At 72.6% G+C, this 21,684-nt stretch carries 17 protein-coding genes; 10 read left to right on the top strand and 7 right to left on the bottom strand.

What is annotated here, in order from left to right; genetic code table 11:
* The first annotated feature begins 211 nt into the window (after nt 1-211).
* From HEP85_RS05940 to HEP85_RS05915, 6 genes are all read left to right on the top strand, one after another.
* The gene (locus HEP85_RS05940; protein ID WP_329285733.1) at nt 212-901 is read left to right on the top strand and encodes a pyridoxamine 5'-phosphate oxidase family protein; all 690 of its coding nucleotides are present in this window, start codon (nt 212-214) and stop codon (nt 899-901) included.
* Nucleotides 901-1,341, top strand: a complete 441-nt coding sequence (locus HEP85_RS05935; protein ID WP_168533377.1) for a pyridoxamine 5'-phosphate oxidase family protein — start codon at nt 901-903, stop codon at nt 1,339-1,341. The genes HEP85_RS05940 and HEP85_RS05935 overlap by 1 nt, the downstream gene beginning before the upstream one ends.
* A gap of 173 nt (nt 1,342-1,514) precedes the next feature.
* The gene (locus HEP85_RS05930) at nt 1,515-2,438 is read left to right on the top strand and encodes a carbamate kinase (protein WP_329285731.1); all 924 of its coding nucleotides are present in this window, start codon (nt 1,515-1,517) and stop codon (nt 2,436-2,438) included.
* Nucleotides 2,439-2,638: 200 nt separating this feature from the next.
* A complete protein-coding gene (locus tag HEP85_RS05925) occupies nt 2,639-4,138 on the top strand; it encodes an FUSC family protein (RefSeq protein WP_329285729.1) in 1,500 nt (499 codons plus the stop codon).
* Between the two features lie 888 nt (nt 4,139-5,026).
* Nucleotides 5,027-6,133 carry a nitric oxide synthase oxygenase gene (locus HEP85_RS05920; RefSeq protein ID WP_248002459.1) on the top strand — a complete coding sequence of 369 codons (1,107 nt, stop codon included), beginning with the start codon at nt 5,027-5,029 and terminating at the stop codon, nt 6,131-6,133.
* 62 nt (nt 6,134-6,195) lie between these two features.
* The gene (locus HEP85_RS05915) at nt 6,196-7,242 is read left to right on the top strand and encodes a lactonase family protein (RefSeq protein ID WP_168526813.1); all 1,047 of its coding nucleotides are present in this window, start codon (nt 6,196-6,198) and stop codon (nt 7,240-7,242) included.
* 148 nt (nt 7,243-7,390) lie between these two features.
* On the opposite strand, the gene HEP85_RS05910 is transcribed toward HEP85_RS05915, so the two are convergent.
* Nucleotides 7,391-8,314, bottom strand: coding sequence for a hypothetical protein (locus HEP85_RS05910; protein ID WP_329285724.1), 924 nt, complete (start codon nt 8,312-8,314; stop codon nt 7,391-7,393).
* A gap of 228 nt (nt 8,315-8,542) precedes the next feature.
* On the opposite strand from HEP85_RS05910, the gene HEP85_RS05905 reads away from it, so the two are divergent.
* On the top strand, nt 8,543-9,220 hold the full coding sequence (locus HEP85_RS05905) for a uracil-DNA glycosylase (RefSeq protein ID WP_168526811.1): 678 nt from the start codon (nt 8,543-8,545) through the stop codon (nt 9,218-9,220).
* A 62-nt stretch (nt 9,221-9,282) separates the two neighbouring features.
* Here the strand turns inward: HEP85_RS05905 and HEP85_RS05900 are convergent, their stop codons facing one another.
* Together HEP85_RS05900 and HEP85_RS05895 are read right to left on the bottom strand one after the other, a co-directional pair.
* Nucleotides 9,283-10,914, bottom strand: a complete 1,632-nt coding sequence (locus HEP85_RS05900; RefSeq protein WP_168526808.1) for a GMC family oxidoreductase — start codon at nt 10,912-10,914, stop codon at nt 9,283-9,285.
* Between the two features lie 68 nt (nt 10,915-10,982).
* Entirely contained in the window at nt 10,983-12,419 is a 1,437-nt protein-coding gene (locus HEP85_RS05895; RefSeq protein WP_168526806.1) for an aldehyde dehydrogenase, read from the bottom strand.
* Between the two features lie 338 nt (nt 12,420-12,757).
* Here HEP85_RS05895 and HEP85_RS05890 point away from each other — a divergent pair, with 338 nt between their 5' ends.
* Complete coding sequence (locus HEP85_RS05890; protein WP_369657620.1) at nt 12,758-13,387, top strand: TetR/AcrR family transcriptional regulator; 630 nt, start codon at nt 12,758-12,760, stop codon at nt 13,385-13,387.
* A gap of 196 nt (nt 13,388-13,583) precedes the next feature.
* The gene (locus tag HEP85_RS05885) at nt 13,584-14,171 is read left to right on the top strand and encodes a hypothetical protein (RefSeq protein WP_168526803.1); all 588 of its coding nucleotides are present in this window, start codon (nt 13,584-13,586) and stop codon (nt 14,169-14,171) included.
* Between the two features lie 87 nt (nt 14,172-14,258).
* On the opposite strand, the gene HEP85_RS05880 is transcribed toward HEP85_RS05885, so the two are convergent.
* The gene (locus HEP85_RS05880; protein ID WP_369657619.1) at nt 14,259-16,331 is read right to left on the bottom strand and encodes a HEAT repeat domain-containing protein; all 2,073 of its coding nucleotides are present in this window, start codon (nt 16,329-16,331) and stop codon (nt 14,259-14,261) included.
* A 213-nt stretch (nt 16,332-16,544) separates the two neighbouring features.
* On the opposite strand from HEP85_RS05880, the gene HEP85_RS05875 reads away from it, so the two are divergent.
* Nucleotides 16,545-16,934 (top strand): metalloregulator ArsR/SmtB family transcription factor, encoded by a 390-nt coding sequence (locus HEP85_RS05875; RefSeq protein WP_168526801.1) that lies wholly within the window; start codon nt 16,545-16,547, stop codon nt 16,932-16,934.
* A 166-nt stretch (nt 16,935-17,100) separates the two neighbouring features.
* On the opposite strand, the gene HEP85_RS05870 is transcribed toward HEP85_RS05875, so the two are convergent.
* The 3 genes from HEP85_RS05870 to HEP85_RS05860 form a co-directional block, all read right to left on the bottom strand.
* Nucleotides 17,101-18,120 (bottom strand): sporulation protein, encoded by a 1,020-nt coding sequence (locus HEP85_RS05870; protein ID WP_168526800.1) that lies wholly within the window; start codon nt 18,118-18,120, stop codon nt 17,101-17,103.
* 130 nt (nt 18,121-18,250) lie between these two features.
* Nucleotides 18,251-19,600, bottom strand: a complete 1,350-nt coding sequence (locus HEP85_RS05865; protein ID WP_168526797.1) for a histidine-type phosphatase — start codon at nt 19,598-19,600, stop codon at nt 18,251-18,253.
* A 195-nt stretch (nt 19,601-19,795) separates the two neighbouring features.
* Entirely contained in the window at nt 19,796-21,571 is a 1,776-nt protein-coding gene (locus HEP85_RS05860) for a phosphatidylglycerol lysyltransferase domain-containing protein (protein WP_248002458.1), read from the bottom strand.
* Between the last annotated feature and the right edge of the window lie 113 nt (nt 21,572-21,684).

Raw genomic sequence — 21,684 nt, 5'->3', positions numbered from 1 at the left:
GGGAAGGGGTCCGACCGGCCCAAGCGGACCGCGTCCACCACGGTCACGCTGGACGTACGAGGCCGCTTCGTCTTCGTACGACTGCTCCGCACGGCCGGCCACGACGATCAGAGCCCCCGGCAGGACGGCGACCAGCGCCCCCGGCGGACGACGATCAGGGCCTCCCGGCAGGACGGCGACCAGTGCCTCCCGACAGGAAGAAGTGAAGGCCATGTCCCGACAGATCCGGCCGGACACGGTGTCCCCGGCAGCGCACAGCGCACAGGGCGACATCGGGCGCCGTATCGCCCGACGACGTGAGGAACTGGGTCTGACCAGGGAGGAGACGGCCGCCCGGGCGGGCACGGCTCCCGGCTACATCCAGTACATCGAGGACCAGCCCACGGCCACACCGGGCGTCGGCCTGCTCATCCGGCTCGCCGACGTCCTGGAGACCAGCGTGACGGCCCTGCGCGGCGGTGACGCCGACCTGCCGCCCGGCGTCGGCCGGGCCGGCCGCCACCCCGAACTACTGGTGCTCGACACCGAGGAGTGCCGGGCGCGGCTGTCGACGCACGGTGTCGGAAGACTGGCCGTGGACACACCCGGCGGCCCGTACATCGGCCCGCTGAACTACAGCGTCGTGGACGGCGCGGTGGTCTGCAGGACGGCACCCGGCTCGACACCCGCCGCTGCCGACGGAGCCCGGGTCGCCTTCGAGGTCGACCACATCGACGAGGCGCTGAGCCAGGGCTGGAGCGTGCTCGTACGCGGCCGGGCCCATACCGTGACGGACCCGGCCGCCGTACGACGGCTGGAGGAGCTCGCGTACAGCGCGCCGTGGGTGGGCGGCGAGGGCCTGGTGTGGCTTTCCATCGACACCGCCGACATCTCCGGACGCCGGATCAAAGTCGACCTGTGATGTATTCCGACGACGGCTTCCGTGAACTCGGCCGGCAGGAGTGTCTCGTCCTGCTGGTCAGGGCGCCCGTCGGCCGCATCGTGCACACGCGTCACGCCCTGCCCGCGGTGCTGCCGGTCACCTTCTGTCTGGACGCCGACTCCGCCGTGCTGCTGCGGACCGCGGCGGACTCGGACCTGGCCCGCTCGGTCGACGGCGTGGTCGTGGCCTTCGAGGCGGACGAGGTCGACGCCCGTGCGCACTCCGGCTGGAGCGTCGTCGTCACCGGCCGCGCGACGGTGGTGACCGACCCCGCCGAGCACGGCAGGCTGTCCCGCATCGGGCCCCGCTCCTGGGTCGCCACGCCCCGCGACGTCTTCATCCGCATCGAACCCGAACTGGTGACCGGCCGTGAACTGGTCGGCGGACGCACGGCGTACGGAGTCGACCTCTCCCTCTGAAGCGCGCTCGCCCCCGGAGAACCTCCCCGCCCCGACGAACCCTCCCGCCCGACCGCGAACCCTGCTCCTCCGAGAAGGACCGACCCCCGACGACCCCAGCCGTCCCACACACAAATCCTGCCCCCGAGAAGGACCGATTCCGAGAAGGACCGACCCCCGAGAAGGACCGACCCATGCGCATCGTCGTGGCGCTCGGCGGCAACGCCCTGCTGCACCGGGGCGAAAGCCCCGACGCGGCCGTTCAGGAAGCCAACGTCGACCGGGTCACCACCGCGCTCGCCGCCCTCGCCCACGAGCACGAGATGGTCATCACGCACGGCAACGGGCCACAGCTCGGCCTCCTCGCCGGCGAGAGCGCGGCCGACCCCGCGCTGAGCGCCCCCTACCCGCTGGACCTCCTGGGCGCCCAGACCCAGGGCATGATCGGGTCCCTGCTGGCCCGCAGCCTGCACGACGCGCTGCCCGGCCGCCGGATCGTCGCGCTGGTCACGCACACCCTCGTGCGCGCCGACGACCCGGCCTTCGACCACCCCACGAAGCCCGTCGGCCAGGTGTACCCACGGGACGTGGCGTCGTCCCTCGCCGCCGGGCGCGGCTGGCACTTCGCCGCGGCCGGCACGGGCCGGCGTCGCGTCGTGCCCTCCCCTGAGCCCGAGCGGGTATGGGAGACGGACACCGTGCACGAGCTGCTGCGGGGCGGCGCACTCGTCATCTGCGCCGGCGGCGGAGGCGTCCCCGTCACCGCCGACCACGACACCGGCGCGCTGACCGGCGTGGAGGCCGTCGTCGACAAGGACCTCACCGCGGCGCGGCTCGCCGAGGACCTGGCGGCCGACTTCCTGCTCATCCTCACCGACGTGCCCTGCGTCTACGCCGGCTACCGCACCCCCGGGCAGCGGCCGCTGCCCGGCGCCACGCCCGCCGAGCTGCGCCGGGGCGGCTTCACCGGAGGCTCCATGGGCCCCAAGGCCGAGGCCGCCGCGCGCTTCGTCGAGCGCACCGGCGGACCGGCCGCGATCGGCGCCCTGGACGCGGCGTACGAGATCGTCCACGGCAGGTCCGGCACGCTCGTGCGGCCGGACCTGCCCGTCGAGTGACGTGCTGTCCACCGGGTGATCCGTTGGCTCATCCTTGGCACGGTGTGGGTCGGCCGGGGTGGGCCAATGGTCCACCGGATCCGACCTCTGTTGAGCCAGGTGGGCCGCGGATGGTGTGATGTCCCCATCGACGGCGCTGCGGAATCCCGCGGCGCCTTTTCCATGCCGGTTCGGCCGGGCGGTGGTGAGAGGGCGGGGCAGTGCTCAAGAGGGTGTTCATGGCGCCGGATCCAGGACGGCTGCGGCTGCGCAACGCCTCCCGGTCGGTCCTCGGCATCGGTCTGGCGGTGGCCCTGTGCGGCCTTGCCGGCCGGGGACTCGTGGGGGCCGTGGCCGGTGGCCTCGCCGCGCTGCTCGCCCTCTTCACGGTGACCGACGCGACCGTGCGGGGGCAGGCCGTCACCACGGCCCTGCTGCCCGCCGTGGGCTTCCCCGTCCTGGCCCTCGCCGCCGGGCTGCACGAGCACCCGGTCGCGAGGGACCTGGCCTTCCTGGCGGTCGTCGGCGCCGGCGTGTACGCGCGGCGATGGGGACCTCGGGGTCATTCCCTGGGCGTGTTCGCGTTCATGACGTTCTTCATGGCGCAGTTCCTGCACGCCGTTCCCCGGCAGTTGCCCGGCCTGTACGTCGCGGTGCTGCTCTCGCTCCTGGCCTCCTCGCTGGTGCGCTTCGCCCTGTGGTGCTTCGAGAGGCGGCTGCCGCCGGGCGCGACGCCCCCCGCACCGCATGGAAGGGGCTGGGCCAGGCCGACCACCCGCCAGGCGCTCCAGGCGACCGTGGGCGCCGCCTTCGCGCTGGTGGTGGGCCAGTGGCTGTCGCAGGACCGCTGGTACTGGGCCGTGGGCGCCACCTGGTGGATCTTCGTGAACACCGCCTCGCGCGGCGAGACGCTGGTGCGCGGCTTCCGCCGGGTGCTCGGTACGGTGCTCGGCATGGCCCTGGGCCTCGTCGTCGCGGTGCCCCTGCACGGCGCGCCGGTCCCCAGCGCCGTTCTCGTCGCGGTGTGCGTCTTCGGGATCTTCTACGCGGCCGCCGTCTCGTACACCTGGATGATGCTCGCGGTGACGCTGATGGCCGAGTTGCTCTACGGTCTGCTCGGCGTGCTGGACCCGGGTCTGATCGTGCTGCGGCTCGCGGAGACCGGCGTCGGCGCGCTCGGCGCGGCGCTCGGCGTCGCGCTGATCCTGCCCCTCACCACGCACACGGTCACCGACCGCTGGGTCGAGCGGGCCCTGCACGCGGTACACGGCTGTACCGCGGCGGCGACCGCGCGGCTCGCGGGGGACGAGACCGCGGACCCCGCACCCCATGCGGGGGAGCTCGAAGCACTCCTGGGGCGCGTACGGATGGCGCTCGCGCCCCTGGTGCATCCCCTCAACCCGATGCGGGCGCGCAAGGCGCGGGCCCGTCAGGTGCTCGCCCTGCTGGACGACTGCGCCCGTGAGACACACGGTCTCGTGGCCGTCGCCGGGGACCCGGACGCCTCCCACGACGCCCGGCTGACGGCTGCCTGCCGGCGCGTGGAGACAGCGGTGGAGTCCCTGGTCGGAGCGGTGCCGGAGCGTGCCCTGACGGCCGATCCGGGTGTGCCGGGCCGGCACCCGGGTGCCGAGCAGGCGCTCGCCCACCTGCACGGCCTGGAACGGGCGCTCGACGCGCTGGCCGCGCCGCTGCGCGGTTCCCCGCCCCTGCGTGTCTGACAGCGGGCGCGTGCGTCCGGCATGGGCCAGGGGCAAAACAGCCCCGTGGACGGGACGGATGTACGTGCCACGTGGATGGTGGATCACCGTGCGGGCCGGGTAACCCCGCGGCTATCAGACGCACGGAAGCCGCGGACCGTGCGGGAGCGGCCCGCGGACGGAGCCGCTGGGGGTGGCGCCATGCGGGACATGTCGCGCGGAACCGGACACGGGGAGCGCTTCGCGGACGAGGGGAGCGCGCCGTGGCCCGGCGGGCCGGGCGGATGGCTGGACCGGCTCGTCGCCGGACCTCGCCGGGACGACGACGAGAAGGACGAGCCCGGGGACGAGACCGACGGCCACCGGGACCGGCTTCCCGACGACCGCGAGGACCAGCGTCGGGACGGCCGCGGCGATCGGCGTCGGGACGACCGCCAGGATCGGCGTCGGGACGGCCCAGGGGACCGGCACGGGGACACCCGGCGGGGTCAGCCCCCGGGCGGCTGCCCGAACCAGCTCTCCGGCAGCCACCGGGATCAGCTCCTGGACGGCCCCGGCCCCCGGGAGCAGCTTCCGGGCGGTCAGTGGACGGAGCGTGCGGAGGCCCGTCCGGCCCGCGCGCGGGCCGGCACGGAGCCTCAAACCCGCCCGGACCCGGCTGTCACGGCTCAGGTGCCGGCCGCGATCCCGGTCTCCGCCCCGGTGCCGGTGCCCGTACCGGACCGCCAGGGCCGGCCGGCCGGAGGCCCGGCAGCCGAGGCGCGCTCCTGCCCCGGGCAGGCGTCCCGCCCGGACCGAACCGCGCCGTGGACCGGCCCCGAGGCTCCCGGCACCGTGCCGTGGACCGGCCCCGGGACACCCGGCGCGACGGAACGGACCCTCACGAGTCCGCGGCGGACGGCGTACGAGCTGCTCCGCGCCGCCGCCGAGTTCCTCACCCTCCATCACACCGAGCAGCGTCTCGGCGACCCGTCCCGCCGCATCGCCGCCGCACGGGCGGAGATCGCCGGGACCGGCACGTACCGCCACACCACCGAGGAACTGGTCTTCGGCGCACGTGTCGCCTGGCGCAACGCCAACCGGTGCATCGGGCGCCTGTACTGGCATTCGCTGCGGGTCCGCGACCGCAGGGAGGTGCGGACGGCGCAGGACGTCGCCGACGCCTCCGCGGACCACCTGCGGGAGGCCACCCGCGACGGCCGCATCCGAGCGCTCATCACGGTCTTCGCGCCGGACGAGCCGGGCCGCCCCGGCCCGCGGATCTGGAACGAACAGCTCATCCGGTACGCCGGTTACGCACGCCCCGACGGGAGCGTGACCGGCGACCCGCGCAACGCCGGGCTCACCGCGCTCGCCCGGCGGCTTGGCTGGCCCGGCGGTCCGGGCACCCCCTTCGACGTCCTGCCCCTGGTGGTCCAGGGCGCCGGCGAGGGGCCCCGCTGGTACACGCTGCCGGACGACGCGGTGCTCGAAGTACCGCTGGAACACCCCGAGTACACCTGGTGGCGCTCGCTCGGACTGCGCTGGCACGCCGTGCCCGCGCTGGCCAACATGTGCCTGGAGATCGGCGGCATCTGCTACCCGACGGCCCCCTTCAACGGCTGGTACATGGGCACCGAGATAGGCGCCCGCAACCTCGCCGACGCCGACCGCTACGACCTGCTCCCGTTCCTCGCCGAACGCCTGGGCCTCGACACCCGCACCGACCGCTCTCTGTGGAAGGACCGGACGCTCGTCGAACTCAACCGCTCGGTCCTGTACTCGTTCGACCGCGCGGGCGTCACCGTCACCGACCACCACACCGAGTCCCGGCACTTCCTCACCCATCTCGGCCGTGAGGAGCGCAAGGGCCGTCGCGTCGGCGCCGACTGGTCGTGGATCGTGCCGCCCATCTCCGGCAGCGCCACACCCGTCTTCCACCGCACCTACGAAACGGTGGAGCAGCGACCCGCGTACGTGCACCACCCCGAGGCGCACGAACGGGCGCGCGGCGACGGTGGGGAGGTCCTGGTCTAGACCGCAGGCCGCCGGCTGCTACCGTCGGCCCCGAGCAACGCGGGGACCGAGAGGGGTCGGCAGTGGCAGACGGCGGCAGGCGGGAACACCGGGCGTTCATCGGCTCGTTCACGGCGGCGGGGGGCGCGGGAGTCCTCACCGCCGCCGTGGACCGCGACAGCGGTGCGCTGACCCTCCTGAGCACGGTGGACGGGGTGCCCGATCCCTCGTACCTCGCTCTCTCGCCCACCCGCGACATGCTCTACGCGGTCAGCGAGACGGCCGACGGCGCGGTGGCCGCGTACCGCGTCGGCGGCGACAAGCCGGAGCCCGCCGGGCCCCTGGTGCCGGTCGGCGGCAGCGGCCCCACGCACCTCAGTGTCTTCGCCGGACACGTCCTCACCGCCAACTACGGCTCCGGCAGCGTCACCGCCGTGCCCGTCCGCGCCGACGGCACGCTGGCCGGCGCCGCCACGAGCGTGCTCCAGCACACCGGTTCCGGACCGCACACCCGGCGCCAGAAGGACCCGCACGCCCATCAGGTGCAGTCCGACCCGAGCGGGCGCTGGGCGGTGAGCGTCGACCTCGGTACGGACTCGGTGCGGGTGTGCACGCTGGAGGGCGGCAGGCTCGCGCTGCACCGCGAGATCGCGCTGCGCCCCGGCTCCGGACCCCGCCATCTCGCCTTCCACCCCCGGGGCGAACACGCGTACGTGCTCAACGAGCTCGCGCCCACCGTCACCGTGTGCCGTTGGAACGCCCTGGAGGGCTCGCTGCGGCCCGTCGGTGAGACGCCGGTGCTCCCTGGTGTTCCGGACGGCGACGCGTACCCCTCGGGCATCGTGGTGTCGCCCGACGGCCGCTTCGTGTGGACGGCCACGCGGGGGCAGGACGTCGTCTCCGTCCTGACGCCCGACGCGATGGGCGAGGGGCTGCGACTGGTCGCCACGGTGCCCTGTGGGGGCGTCTGGCCGCGCGCCCTGGCCGTCGACCCCTCGGGACGCTTCCTCTACGTCGCCAACGAGCGGTCGGGCGACGTGACCTGGTTCGGCGTCGACCCGGACACGGGGGTGCCGCGGCGGGGCGGCTCGGTGCCGGTTCCGGCGGCGTCCTGCGTGGTCTTCGGCTGAGCGGGCCACCGGCCGTACGGCCGCCCGCGGGGACCCGCTTGACCGGGGGCGAGGACGCGGGCGGCTGTCCGTGCGGGCGACGGGAGAAGGGCCCGTTCCTGGGGTCAGGAACGGGCCCTTCGGAGTGCGAGAGGTGGTACGGGGCCGGTCAGCGGACCGGCGCTCCCTGCGGCTGCTGGGGGGCGATGCCCAGCGCCGCGGTGTACTTGGCCAGCGCGAGCTTGCCGATCGCCGGGTACGGGCCGAGCGCCTCCGCGGCGGAGCAGCCCGCCTCCTTGGCGGCCTCGTCCAGCAGGCCGGCGTCGACCTCCGGGCCGATCAGGTACGGCGCGAGCGCCAGCTGCTGGGAGCCGGAGCCGCGCAGCTGCTCGGCGGTGGCCGCGATCGCGCCCTCCTCGTCGAGCGCCGCCGCCATCACCGGCACGGCGAGGCGCGCGGCGAGCAGCATGCCGGTGATACCGGCGGCCTGTACGGCCTCCTCGCCGCCCACGGAGGCGAGGATGATGCCGTCGGCGGCGGTGGCCACAGTGAACAGCCGGGCGCGGTCGGCGCGTGCCAGACCCGCCTCGGACAGGCGCACGTGCAGCGCTTCCGCGAGCAGTGGGTGGGGACCGAGGGCATCGGTCAGGTCGGCCGCGACACGGCTGTCCATGACGGCCTGGCGGATCCGGCGCAGCAGCGCGTTGTCCGGACCGGCGAGCAGCGGCACCACGACGGCGACGGGGCCGTCGGGCTGTGACACGTCGGAACCGGCGGCACGGGCCTGCTCGAAACGGGCGGTGCGCTCCTCGGCGGCGCGCGCGAGCACGGACTGCAGCGTGGGGAACTCGGCGTCGTCCCCGTCGAGGTACCCGATGCGTGCGTCGAGGCCGGGCAGCTCGGAGCGCGCGATGCTCACGACCTCCTCGGCGAGGCTGCGCGTGGCCGCGCTGGAGGTGCCCGGCACCGCGAGGACGAGCGCGGGCGCGCCCTCGGGAGCCGCCAGGGGCTCCGGACGGCGGTGCCGCCCGGGCTGGCGGGGTCGCGGCATTCGTACTGGCAGGCCGGACGCGGGCCCAGTGGGGGAGCTCATGGCGCCGCATGTTACTGGTTTCCTGGGCTCCCCTGTTCGGGGAGGGTGCAGGTGAGCGGTATCCGTCCGCTTTTGTCGGATGAGTTACGCGTGGATAAGAAATGATCAGTAATGCCGGACATGCCTGTGCTGTGCCCCGGGGCGGCCGGGACGAGGGTCAACTGCGCTGGTCCGGCAGGCTTCCGTGTGTATGCAGGGCGCCTGCATGTACCAGTAGAGTGACGCACCGTGGCACCACGACCTTTGTATGAACTTGTCGAAGCGGGCTGGGCGAAGGCTCTCGAGCCGGTGGCCGGAGGCGTCGCGGCCATGGGGGACTTCCTCCGGGCCGAGATAGCGGCGGGCCGGACCTACCTGCCGTCCGGGGCGAACGTCCTGAGGGCCTTCCAGCAGCCCTTCGACGACGTGCGCGTCCTGATCGTGGGTCAGGATCCCTATCCCACGCCGGGCATGGCGATCGGGTTGAGCTTCGCGGTCTCGCCCGAGGTCCGTTCGTTGCCCGGCAGTCTGGAGAACATCTTCCGGGAGATGCACTCCGACCTCGGGCTGCCCAGGCCGTCGAACGGCGACCTGACGCCGTGGACGCAGCAGGGCGTGCTGTTGCTCAACAGGGCGCTGACGACGGCCCCGCGACAGCCCGCCGCGCACCGGGGCAAGGGCTGGGAGGAGGTCACGGAGCAGGCCATCCGGGCGCTCGCCGCGCGCGGTAAGCCACTGGTGTCGATCCTGTGGGGGCGTGACGCGCGCAATCTCCGCCCGTTGCTGGGGGATCTTCCGGCGATCGAGTCCGCGCACCCGTCCCCGATGTCGGCCGACCGGGGCTTCTTCGGTTCGCGGCCGTTCAGCAGGGCCAACGACCTGCTGGTGCGGCAGGGCGCCCAACCGGTGGACTGGCAACTGCCGTAGGCCACGGACCCGTTGCGCGAGGCGGGTACCCGCCTCGCGCCAGGGGTTCCGCCCCTTCGACGTCAGCGTGACCGCTCCCGGATCAGGTCAGCCGCCCTCTCGGCGATCATGATCGTGGGTGCGTTGGTGTTTCCGCTGGGGACGGTGGGCATGACCGAGGCGTCGACGACACGGAGTCGCTCGACCCCGTGGACCTCCAGGTCCGGACCGACGACGGAGTCCTCTCCGGTTCCCATGGCGCAGGTCCCCACCGGGTGATAGGACGTGGCACTCCACCTGCGGACATGTTCTTCGAGAGCCGCGTCGTCCAGGGAGTCCGGGGAGTCCGGGGAGACGAGGGAGGCCGGGTCGCCCGTGGCGGGCAGATAGGACCGTGCCAGGTGTTCGGCGAACGGTGCGCAGTGGGCGATGCCCATGACCGATCTGAGTCCAGCGACCATGACCTTCACATCCGTCGGCTCGTCGAAGTACCGGGGATCGATCAGCGGAGGGGCCTGTGGATCGGCGGACGCGAGGCGGACGGTGCCGCGGGTCCGGGGGTTCAGGCCGGCGCAGTTCATCGTGAACACCGGCCGGTCCGGTACCACCTCACCGCTGAGGATGAGTGCCGTGGCGCCTCCGGTCAGTTGGACGTCGGGGCGGCTGTCGCCGTCCGTCACGTTGAGGAACGCGCCGACCTCGCCGTAGTTGGAGGCGAAGGGCCCGTCGCCGTGGGCGCGCCATCGTTCGAGATTCTCCGGGGTGAGGAGGTCCCGGGCGATGTCGGTGGAGTTCCGGGTCTCCCATACGAGGGGGGCCATCAAATGGTCCTGCAGATTCCGTCCGACCCCGGGAAGCGGAACGCAGACGTCCATTCCCGCGTCGCGCAGCTCGCCGGGATCGCCCATGCCCGACAGGAGCAGCAGCTGGGGGGAGTTGACGGCTCCGCCACAGAGCAGCGTCTCCATGTCGGCGTTGGCCACCCGCTCCTGACCGTCCAGGAGATAGGTGACACCCGTCGCGCGTGAGCCGACGCATGTGATCCCTGTCGCCAGGGCGTCGACGCGTACCGTGAGATTGGGTCGGCCGAGGGCGGGGCGCAGATAGGCGTCGGCCGCCGAGCACCGCCGTCCGTGACGGCATGTCACCTGGTACGGGCCGGCGCCGACGGGGGACGCACCCGCGAAGTCGTCGTTGGGGTCCAGTCCCCACTTCACGGCGGCGTTCAGCCAGGCCCGTGAGAGGTCGTGGGTGTAGACGCGGTCCTCGACGTGCAGGGGTCCGTCCGATCCGTGGTAAGGCCGACCGAGGCGGCTGTTCGACTCGGACCTCATGAAATACGGCAGGACGTCGTCGTAGCCCCAGCCCTTCGCCCCGTGCTCGTCCCGCCAGCCGTCATAGTCGTGCCGGTTGCCCCGGATGTAGATCATCACGTTGGTGGACGACGAGCCGCCCAGTACTTTGCCGCGCGGCCAGGAGAAGGTGCGGCCCCGCGTGGCCTGCCCGACCGTCCGGTAGCTCCAGTCGGCGTGCGATCCGAAGAGCATTCCGAGCGCGGCCGGGGCGTGGATGAGTTCGTCGGTGTCGGGGCCGCCCGCTTCGAGGAGCAGCACGCGGACACGGTCGTCGCGGCTCAGGCGGTCCGCGAGCACGCAACCGGCACTGCCGGCGCCCACGACGACGTAGTCGAAGCCTTCGGTTCCGGTGGAAGTCATGATGGCTCCATCGCCCGGCCGCGGCCCCCGGACCCACCCGGAGCGGGCGCCGTGGGCCGGCCGTCGGATCAGGGATGGTAGATCGACTGGAGTTGCTGGTAGGCCTGAAGCCCCTCGGGCCCCAGTTCGCTGCCGAGGCCACTGGCCTTCCTGCCTCCGTAGGGCGAGGTCAGGTCGGGCAGATAGCCGTTGAGGCCGACGGTGCCGGTCCGGATTCGGCGGGCCACTCGGGCACCACGGTCCACGTCGGTGGTCCAGACGGTTCCGGCCAGGCCGTAGGCCGACTCGTTCGCCAGGCGCACGGCCTCGTCCTCGCCGTCGTAGGGCGTGATGGTGAGGACCGGGCCGAAGATCTCCTCCTGCGCGACGGTCCATGAGTTGTCGACGTCGGCGAATACGGTCGGTTCGACGAACCAGCCCCGGTCGAGGCCGGGCGGCCGGCCGCCTCCGGTGGTGAGCCGGGCACCTTCGTCCAGGCCGGTCCTGACGTAGCCCAGCACACGTTCTCGCTGGTGTGAGCTGACGAGCGGGCCGATCCGGGTTCGAGGGTCGAGCGCGTCACCGACGACGGCGTCACGCGCCATCGCCGTGCAGAACTCGACCACCTCGCCGTACCTGCCGCGGGGGGCCAGGATCCTGGAACTCGCATAACAGGTCTGACCGTTGTTCAGCAGGCTGGCCATGAAGAACTGCTCGGGGTCCGCGGCGAGGTCGGCGTCGTCGAGGACGACGGCGGCGGACCTGCCTCCCAGTTCCAGGGTCACCGGCCGCAGCAACTCGGCGCAGGCGGCGGCCACTTGGCGGCCCGCTCTGGTCGAGCCGGTGAACGACACCTGGTCGACGCCAGGGTGGGAGACCAGATACGCGCCGGTGTCACGGCCGCCGGGAACGATGTTGATCACGCCGTCGGGGATGTCCGCCTCCTCGACGGCCTGAGCCAGCAGCACCGAGTCGAGGACCGTCTCCGGCGCCGGCTTGAGGACGAGCACACAACCGGCCGCCAGGGCCGGGGCCACCTTGAAGAAGGCGATGGTCTGGGGGAAGTTCCAGGTCATGACGGCGGCCACGACGCCCGTGGGTTCCCGGCGGACCAAGGTGGTGCCACGGGGCATCCCGGTACGGAGTTCCTCCGTCGCCGTCTCGTCGGCAAGGCCCGCGTAATAGCGCAACAGGGCTGACGGCACCACGCCTTCGAAGGACCGGGCGACAGTGATCGGCATGCCGTTCTGCGCGCTGACGGCGTCGGACGTCGCCCCGCTCCTGGCATCGAGCGCGTCCGCCAGACGGATCATGGCGGCCGCGCGGCGTTCGGTGCCCCAAGAGGCCCAGCCGGACGGGTCGTCGAACGCGGCACGCGCGGCTCCGACCGCTCGGTCGATGTCGACCTGGGAGCCGTCCGGTACGGCGCCGAGCTGATCGCCGGTACTCGCGGACACGGCGTCGATGACGCGGTCGCCGGATGCGCGCACCCAGTGTCCGCCGATGAACAGATGGTGGGGATCCATGGTGAACTCTTCCCTCGGCATGGCCTCGGGACCGCGCTGCTCAGCGTGGTACACAGGCCCTGATACCGGCCTGGCCCTTCATGTCCTCGCCCGGCGCGTCGAACCTGCGGACGGGCGACGACTGGGACGCTCCTTGCGGCGGACATCCACCTCGTGAAGAGCGCCTTCCTGGTTCATTGATGAATATAAGCGACGTTACACCCATCTGGGGTAGAACGTCACCAGATGGGTAGAAACAGGGTGGAGAACTTCGTATGCAGCCCCGATGAGGGCCGACCGGACCCGTGCGCGGCAACGCACGTGCGCACAGAACAGCGCCTCAGGAGAGGTGGCCCATCGTGAGGACATATGGCGGAGCAACGGCGGAGCAGCGCGCTTCGCTCCGCCGGCGACGCCTGATGGAAAGCGGCCTCGAACTCTTCGCCGGCCGGGGATACGCCCACACCTCCATCAGCGCGGTGCTCCGCCACGCCGGCCTGAAGGACAGGTATTTCGCGGAGAGCTTCTCGTCCCTCGACGACCTCATGGCAGCACTCGTGCGGGAGATCTACGAGGAGCAGATCGCCCGGTGTGCCGAGGCGATCCGCACGGACCAGCCGCTGCGCGACCGGGCACGGAACATGATCGACATCGTCGTCGGCCTTCCCCTGGAGGACCCGGAAAAAGGGCGCGTCAAACTCACCGAATCCCTGGGTGCCGGCCCTGTCACGGCGCGCGAACGGCGTCTGGGCCTGCGGCGGATGAGCGGCCTCGTGGACTCCCTCCTGAGGGAGCGGCCTCTCGACCCCCGTATCGACACGGCCGCCCTGTCCGTGGCCGTCGTGGGGGCGATCGGCGAGATGTCGCTGAGCTGGTTCAGCGGAGTCCTGGACGTCTCGAGGGAGGACCTGGTGGATCAGGGCCTCTTCCTCTTCGAGGCCATCACCGAGCACACCTCGCCGACATCACGACATCACGGGAGTGGATGACGGCACGTGTCGGTCGGCGGTGTCCGTCGACGGTCCCTCCGCGGAGGGCGGGGGCGGGGGCGGAGGACGGAGAGCGGACGGTGACGGGAGCGCCGGAACGGACGTGTCGACGGGCTCGTTGTGAGCATCGGAGGGACCGAGCCCGTATGGGAGGGCGACGTGACATGTCCGTGCGGTCGTGAGGAGGACGCCGTTGATGGCGGCATTCCGTGGTCCGAAGGTTCCGAACGTGTGGCTGTGGAGATGGCGGCGCAATCCGCTGCGGCGTCGCAGTGACGCCCTCGAGGCCTGGATCGTGCTCGTCGCCGGAGCACTCACCGTGCTCGGCGGAGTGCTCGCCGGCCTGCTGGCGACGCAGTCCGTGGAGCACGGCCTCGCCCGGCAGCGCGCCGAGTGGCACTCCGTCCTGGCACTGCTCGCCGACGACGTGCCGAAGTCGACCGCGTCGGCGACCGGCGCCGACATGGTCTGGGCGAAGGTCCGCTGGACCGCGGCGGATGGTTCGCCGCGTGCCGGCCAGGCACGGGTCTCCGTCGGCAGTCACGCGGGCACCCCGGTCACCGTGTGGACGGACGACGACGGCCGGCTGGTCACCAGGCCCGCCTCGCCCTCCCAGGCCCGGCTGCGCGCCTCGCTGGTCGGGATCCTGATGGGGGTGAGCGCCGCGGGGGTGCCGTTCATGGGCGGGCGGCTCGTGCGCGGGCGAATGGAAAGGCGCCGCATGGAGCAGTGGGACGAGGAGTGGCAGCGGATCGGACCACTGTGGGGGCGGAAGACGGGCTGAGGCGGATGTCCTCCTAGGGCGTGCTGCGAGAACCCCGCCCGCCCCGCCACGCACCCCGGGCGGACGACGGGACTTTCGCAACACGCCCTAGGTGTATTGATCACGAGCGTCGTCCAGGGCGGCCCGGCAGGCGCGCAGCAGTTGTTCGTCCTCGACGATGTCGTGGCTGCCGTGCCCGGCGGACCGCGCCCGGTGCCGTCGCGGTGCGGCGAGTTCCGTACGGAGCAGATCGTGGGCGGGTGTACCCGCGGCACCCATTCGGCCCAGACACGCGGCCAGCGTGCCACGCGTGTGCACGTTCTGTTCCCAGGCCGAACGGAGCGCCGTGAGAACCGGATCCGGATTCCCGGCGATGTCCCACAGCGCCCCCGCGGCCGCCGTCCGTTCCCACACGTCCCTCGACGCGGCCATGCGACGCAGGTCGGGCAGCGCGGCGCCCGCCGAGGCACCCAGCAGCCCCAGCGCTTCGGCGCTCGCGCGGGCATGTTCCCCTCGCGTCAACTCCCGCAGCAGCGCCGGCAGTACGGCCCCGGCGTCCCCCTCGACCGACCAGAGCGCGGCCGCCGCCCGCACCGCGTACGCGCCGTCAAGCAGCTCACGCAGCACCGGTATCGCCTCCCGCGCCGCCGGTCCGAATGCCCCGACGGTCCGCGTGGCCGCCTGCACCAGCCAGTCCCGGCCGCGTAGTCCGGCCGGCAGTCCGTGCAACAGCCGCAGCACCTCCGGCAGCGCGTCGGCGTACCGCAGCCCGCCGAGCGCGTACAGCAGCGGCGAGGCACGGTCGTACGCGTCCGGCGCGTCGACGGGCACCTCGCCGAGCCGCGCGCGCAGCAGCGGGCCGAGCGGCTCCGCCGCCGCGCCCAGGTACGTGATCGCGTAGCCGGAGTCGTGCGGCACGACCGGTCCGTCCAGCACGTCGGCGAGCGCGGGTACCGCTCGCCGGTCCCCGGCTCTGGCCAGCGCCCTGAGCGGTCCGCCCAACGTCGGTGCCCCGCGCTCCCACTGGCGTATCGAGTGCTCGGGACCGGCGGCCACCAGGTCGGCGAGGCGGTCGGCGGCCGGCCGGGCCAGTGCGAAGAGACCCTCCAGGACCGAGACGGCGGCGTCGCGCAACCGCGCATCGTCCGTGCCGAGTTGCTCGCCGATCAGGGCCACCGGCTCCTCGTACGACCCGCGCCATTCGGAGAAGAGCCCCGCCGACATCCACACGGCGTTGCACCGGTCGGCGGCCGCGTCGCTGGTCAACTGCCCCCTGAGCAGAGCGATCCGGTCGGCCGTCCGCCCGCCGAGCGCGGTGTGCAGCGTCCGCAGGAGCTGTGCGCCTTCCTCGTCGGCCGGGCGCAGGCGTCTCAACTGACCGATGAGTGTGTCGGTATCGGGCCGCTCGGGCAGGTCCGTGACCCGGGGCCACCGGGATCTCGCCCTGAGGAGGGCGACCACGGTGGGCACGAGGTCGGCGGGCAGGCGATCCGGGGCGCAGCCGGCGAGTTGGCCGAGCGCGGCGAGGCGAAGCCCCGGGTCGTGCGGTGCGGCGCCGAGCGCGACCAGACGGTCCACCGCCGCGGCGCCGGCCGCCGGACGCAGGCGCGCGAAGAGGCCGAGGGCCTCGGCGAGGGCCGGGCGGACGCGCTCCTCCTCTTCCTCGTCGAGCCGCCCCGTCAACAGCCCGAGCACCCGCTCGGGTTCGTCGAGGAAGAGCGTCACGGCCGTCGCCGCCGACCGGCGCACCTCCGGGTCCCGGTCCCCGGCCAGCCCGGCGAAGACCGCGGCACCCGCCCGTACCGCGGTCCGGGCCATGGCGTGGTTGTCGTCGGCGGGATCCGCCCCTTCGAGCGGTCGCTCCCCGGCGGGATCCGCGTCCTCAGGCGGCTGTTCGTCGAGGGTCGCGCCTCCGCCGATACTGACGAGCAGTTCCACGATGCCGCTCCGGTCGGGGAGTTCCGGCCGCGTGACGAGCGCGAGCAGGAAGGGGACGCACGCGAGTGTCGAGTCGTACACATCGCCCTGGTGGTGCACGGCGCCGTACATTCCGTCGAGCGCTCTCTCACGCTCCTGGGGGCTGGGCGAGGCCAGTCCCCGCAGCAGGCGCGGTACCTCCTCCGCGCATCCGTAGGCATGCTCCATCGAGGCCCAGTCGACCTCGTCGATCCCCGTGAACACGGCGTCCTCCCCGGACGTTCGGCAACTGATCGCGAGTGTGCACCACGGCACTGACAGTCGGCGTCCGGCCGTCAGGACTCCGTTCGCGTCCGTCCCGGCCCGGTCGGGCCCCGTCCCGCCTCCGCTGCCGGCCGGGCTCCCTAGACTGGGGCGGTTCACATGGCGGCCGGGGCGGTTCGCGCGAGACGATCCCGGCGAGGGGGAGGAAACACGGTGGCGACAGAGGTCGGCGGCTTCGACGATCCGTCCGCCGAAGTGCTGGCGGAGGCGGCCGCGGCCTTCGGGCTGCTCGCGTCGTCGGCACGGCTGCACATCGTGTGGGCGCTCGCGCAGGGCGAGAGCGACGTGACCGGACTCGCCGAGCGGGTCGGCGGGGCGTTGCCCGCGGTGAGCCAGCACCTCACCAAGCTGAAGCTCGCCGGCCTCGTACGCTCCCGGCGCGAGGGCCGGCGCCAGGTCTACTTGGTCGACGACCCGGACGTGGTGGCCGTCGTACGCCTCATGGTCGGACAACTGACGGACCGGGCCGACCGGGCCGAACGAGCAGACCGGTCCGGGCTGCCCGCCCAGGGCGCGGAGCGACTGCGCGCCTTCGGCGCCTGAAAGGTGCCGCGACGGTCCAGCATGTCCCGCGGGTTCACTGCGTCCAGCCCTCATCCGGTTCCACCCCGCTCACGGCGGCCGACGTTCCGGGCTCCGCGCACTGACACCCCCGGTGTCCGTACCGGGTCGGCGCGCACGGCCGCCCGGTACGGACACCGCTCGTGACTCAGTCCTCCTCGCCCTCCTCGTCCTCGTCACCCTCGAAGAAGTCGCCCACCTCGTCGACGAGTTCGGCCGCGACCAGGCCGCCCACCACACCCACCGCGAGTCCCGCCGCGCCGGCCGCGATCGCGGTCCCCACGCCGGGCCCGGAGTGACCGCCCTCGTGGCCGCCGTGGCCGGGCGCGTGCCCGTACGTGTTCCCGGCGGCGTACGGATCGTCGTGGCCGTACGAGGCGTGCGAGCCGTAGGACGCCCGGTGCTCGACCAACTCCCGGATCCAGCCGTCGACTTCGCTGTTCCAGTCGAGCGTGTGCGCGTCCTGGTGGCTCACCGTGAAACGGGTGAGGGCGTCGTGCCCGGACTCGAACAGACCACCGCGCTTGTCGGCCTCCAGCACGACCTCCATGCCGGCCGGCGTGGCGAGGAAGGTCAGCTCGATCTCGTTCACCGCGTGCGCGTACCGCGGCGCCGGGGCCAGCTCGATCTCCTGGTAGAAGGGCAACCGCTGCCCCGTGCCCCCGATGTGGCCGTACTCGAGGTCGGCCGAGCGGAAGCCGAACCCCAGCTGTCCCAGCGCCTCCAGAACCGCTTCCTGGACCGGCAGCGGCCGGACGGTGAGCGGATCGAGGTCTCCCTTGTCCCTCGCGCCGGCCACGGCGAGCTCGGTCCGCACCCCGAGCACGATGCCCAGCGGCTGCCCGTACAACTCACTGACCGGCGTCTCCCACGGCAGCTGCACACTGAACGGGATGCTGCGCCGCTCCTCCTCGGCCAGGCGGAAACCGCCGCCGACGGTGAACCGCTCGAAGACGACGGCGCCTTCACTCTCCCCGTCCTCGTGCTCCGCCTCGACCCGGGCGATCAGATCGAGCCCGATGTGCTCGATCTCCATGTCCGCGCCGCCGCCTTGGAGATGGACCTGTCCCGACAGGATTCCGCCGGGCGCCACCGCGCCGCCGTCGAGAACCGTGTCCACCGAGGGGCCGCCTGCGCCCATCGCCCCGAGCAGCCTCTTGAACACCATGCCGCTGTGGCTCCTTCACTGATCGCACTCGTCGTTCCGAACCGGCCCGACGCTCGCGCGCCGGGCCGGTCTCGTCAGAACTGACCATGCGGGCGGAGAAGTTCCCAGGTCACCTGGACGGAGGCAGGGGTCACGACACCCCGCGGTCGAAGCAGCGTTCCAGTTCGTCCAGGTCGTAGAACGAGCTGCCCTTCCGCACGGGCTCACAGCCACGCTTGAAGGCGGTCTCCTTCTCGTTGTAGAGCATCCGCACCAGATAGGTGTTCCCCTTGCGGAACACGTCCCACTGGATGTTCGCGGCCATCGGAGCGACCGACCCGCCCCGCCAGGAGTTGTCCGCGTAGGTGTAGGGACGGCTCTCCGTCACCGGCTCGGTGCTGCCCGGCAGCCGCATCAGCGCGGCGAGCGGGATGATCTCCTCGGCGTGGGTGAAGCGCAGCTCCGCGCCCAGGTCGCTGGTTCCCGCGCGCTTGGCCTCGACCTTCTCGAAGAAGTCGTCGAGCAGGACGTCCGCCATCTTGTACGTGATGTCGCTGTCCGCGAAGCCGGGCCCCTTCTCGTAGAAGTCCTCGGCGTCGCCGAGATAGGCGAACCAGGCGGCGTCGCGCGGGGCGAGGTAGCGCTCCAGGTGCCAGTCGCCCTCGTCGCTCATGGCCGGGGCGATGCTGTACAGGTTGTAGACCGCCTGTGCCGCGTCGACTTCGGAGCCGATCGAGGAGAACTCGCCCGCCGTGATCCGCCGGACGAAGGCCGGGGTGAAGATCTTCTTCAGGATGCCGCGGGCCGCGCGACGGGTGGCGGGCTGTTCGGTGATGTTCCTGAGCGTGGTAGCCAGTCGCTGGTCGTTGGCTATGTAGTCACGATAGGCGGCGCCCCCCGCTGACTTGTGGAAGTACAGGAGGTCGGCATCGGCCCGCGCCGGGCCGATCAGGGGGCCGAGCGCGGGGTCGGCGTCGGTGAGGGCGGAGGCGAACAGCCGGCCGCTGTCGACGGCGCGGCCCTGGCCCGAACTGACGACGTCGATCGGTTCGCCGTCCCGGGCGATCCGCGCGAACAGTCCGGGCAGCCGCCGCTCCATACGGACCGCGGCGCCCTGGATCTCCCGCTGACCCCGGCCGCTGAGACTGCCGTAGCCGACCTTCTCCATCGCGGCGGTCAGGGAGCGTACCTGGGGGCCGAACTTCTCACCGGCACGCGTGAGTTCACCCTCGTTCGCGGCCTCGTCCCACAGCCGCAGGATCAACTCCGCGTCCTCTCCGCTGGTCGCCGCGCGGGAGCCGTGCCGGGACACGTTCTCCGTGAACACCGGGGCGAAGCCCTTCGGCGCCCGCTGATACGAACGGGCGTCCTGCTGCGGGGCGTAGGGCGTCTTCGTCCCGTACGAACCGGCCGGTCCTCCCGTCGCTGCCGCCGGGAGGGCGGAGGAGAGGAGGGCGGTGAGCGCGAGGACCAGGGCGGGGGCGGCCGTGATGCGTTTCATGGGGTGGTCGATTCCTCCGGAGCGGGCTCGGGCGGTCGGCCGCATCGTCGCCGGGAGACGTGAACGCCCGGTGACCGGGACGTGGCGACGGATGCCCGGCCGGCACGGGAGCCCACGGGCGGTCCCGTGCCCACCGGGCACGTCGCGCCACCCGGCGGACGACGGAGTGGACTACGAACCGGACGACGGAGTGGACTACGAACCGGACGGGGAACCGGACGCCGGGCTCGACGGCGCACCGTCGTGGGGCGGTCGGGTCCTTCCCCCCGGTGTCCGCAGGTGTCCGCGACGGCCGAGGGCGGGCAGCGCGGGCGTGGTGAGGAAGCCCTCCGCGCGGGCTGTGGCGATCCCGATGCGGGGCAGGTCACTGCTCTTCTCGAACAGCAGGTAGCGCGGCTCCCAGACCGGCCGGTACTTGGCGTTGGCCCGGTAGAGGGACTCGAGCTGCCACCAGCGGGAGAGGAAGGTCAGCATGGTGCACCACAGCCGGAGCACGGGCCCGGCGCCGAGTCGGGAACCCCGGTCGAAGACCGCCCGGAACATGGCGAAGTTCAGCGACAGCCGCTGCACCCCGAACTCCTGTGCACGCAGCAGGAGTTCGATGACCATGAACTCCATCAGCCCGTTCTCGGAGTCCCGGTCGCGGCGCATCAGGTCGAGCGACAGCCCCTTCTCGCCCCAGGGCACGAAGCTCAGAACCGCCCGGGGCTCGGCCCGGCTGTCGTGGCACTCCAGCATGACGCAGCGGCCGTCGCCCGGGTCGCCGAGCCGTCCCAGCGCCATGGAGAAGCCGCGTTCGGTCTCGCCGTCCCGCCAGTGGTCCGCCTTGTCGATCAGAGTGGCCATCTCGGCCTCGGGAATGTCCGCGTGGCGGCGGACGCGGACGGTGTACCCGGCCCGGCGAATCCGGTTGTGCGCCTGACGAACTCCGCGCATCGCGCGTCCTTCGAGGGTGAACTCCGCCCGCTCCACGATGGCTTCGTCGCCGAGTTCGAGGGCGTCGAGGCCGTGCCGGGCGTAGATGGTGCCGGCCTCCTCACCGGCGCCCATCACGGCCGGTGTCCACGCGTGCCGACGGGCCTCGCGCAGCCACTCCTCGATCGCGCCGGGCCAGGCCTCCGGGTCACCGATCGGGTCGCCCGAGGCCAGGGTCACTCCGCCGACCACGCGGTAGGCGATCGCCGCCTTGCCGCTCGGCGACCACATGACGGCCTTGTCGCGGCGCAGCGAGAAGTAGCCCAGCGAGTCCCGCTCGCCGTGCTTGGCCAGGAGCGCGCGCAGACGCTTCTCGTCGTCCTCGCCGAGGAGTTCACTGCCGCGAGGGGCGCGGAAGCACGCGTAGAGAACGAGCAGGAAGGTGGCGGCGATCAGGACGTTGACGAGGACGTCCACCCAGCGGGGCGCGACGACGGAGTCGAGGCGGTCGGCGAGCGGGCCGACGCTGACCCCGCGCAGCAGGGTGTACGCGATCCGGTCGCTCAGCGGCGCCCCGGACACCTTGTTGGTGGCGCTCACCAGCAGGGTCCCGAGGGTCCCGCTCACGAGGACGCCGCCGGCGCCGACGGCCAGCGCCAGCCGGGGGTTGGAGCGGTCCCCGACGGCCCGGAACTCCGTGCGCCCGACCAGCAGCGCGAGCACGAACAGTCCGGTGAACAGAGTGGAGAACCAGTTGAAACCGTGGCGCCGGTACGGGGCCTGGGTCAGGGCCAGTGCGTACAGCCCGAAGAGCGGTCCCGCCAGCAGCATGTTGAAGATCCACGCGGCCCGCTTGCGGCGCCTCATCACCAGGGCGAGGAACAGCGCCAGGGCTGCCGAGATCAACCCGGCGGTGGCGAGGTACGGAGTGAAGAACTGACCCGCGTTGTGCTCGTGCACCTCTTCGCGGAAGGGCAGCGAGACGACGGCCACCAGGTTGAGCAGCGCGAGCAGCCGCAGATACCAGACGGTGGCGGCGGCGGCCCGCAGTCGCAGTCGTGGCCCCGCGGCGCCGGCGGACCCTTCGGCGGGAGCGGTCCGCCGCGATGTCGAGTTCCGCTGTCCGGGGACGAGCGCTGGCTGTTGTGCAGACACGGTGCAGCATCACC

It is taken from the genome of Streptomyces sp. RPA4-2 (assembly GCF_012273515.2).
Lineage (GTDB): Bacteria > Actinomycetota > Actinomycetes > Streptomycetales > Streptomycetaceae > Streptomyces > Streptomyces kaempferi.
This window is presented reverse-complemented; position numbering and strand designations above follow the sequence as displayed.

Coding starts and splice junctions, on each gene's coding strand:
- HEP85_RS05940 (WP_329285733.1), top strand. CDS start 212: ATGTCCCGACAGATCCGGCCGGACACGGTGTCCCCGGCAGCGCACAGC.
- HEP85_RS05935 (WP_168533377.1), top strand. CDS start 901: ATGTATTCCGACGACGGCTTCCGTGAACTCGGCCGGCAGGAGTGTCTC.
- HEP85_RS05930 (WP_329285731.1), top strand. CDS start 1,515: ATGCGCATCGTCGTGGCGCTCGGCGGCAACGCCCTGCTGCACCGGGGC.
- HEP85_RS05910 (WP_329285724.1), bottom strand. CDS start 8,314: ATGAGCTCCCCCACTGGGCCCGCGTCCGGCCTGCCAGTACGAATGCCG.
- HEP85_RS05900 (WP_168526808.1), bottom strand. CDS start 10,914: ATGACTTCCACCGGAACCGAAGGCTTCGACTACGTCGTCGTGGGCGCC.
- HEP85_RS05895 (WP_168526806.1), bottom strand. CDS start 12,419: ATGGATCCCCACCATCTGTTCATCGGCGGACACTGGGTGCGCGCATCC.
- HEP85_RS05885 (WP_168526803.1), top strand. CDS start 13,584: ATGGCGGCATTCCGTGGTCCGAAGGTTCCGAACGTGTGGCTGTGGAGA.
- HEP85_RS05870 (WP_168526800.1), bottom strand. CDS start 18,120: ATGGTGTTCAAGAGGCTGCTCGGGGCGATGGGCGCAGGCGGCCCCTCG.
- HEP85_RS05865 (WP_168526797.1), bottom strand. CDS start 19,600: ATGAAACGCATCACGGCCGCCCCCGCCCTGGTCCTCGCGCTCACCGCC.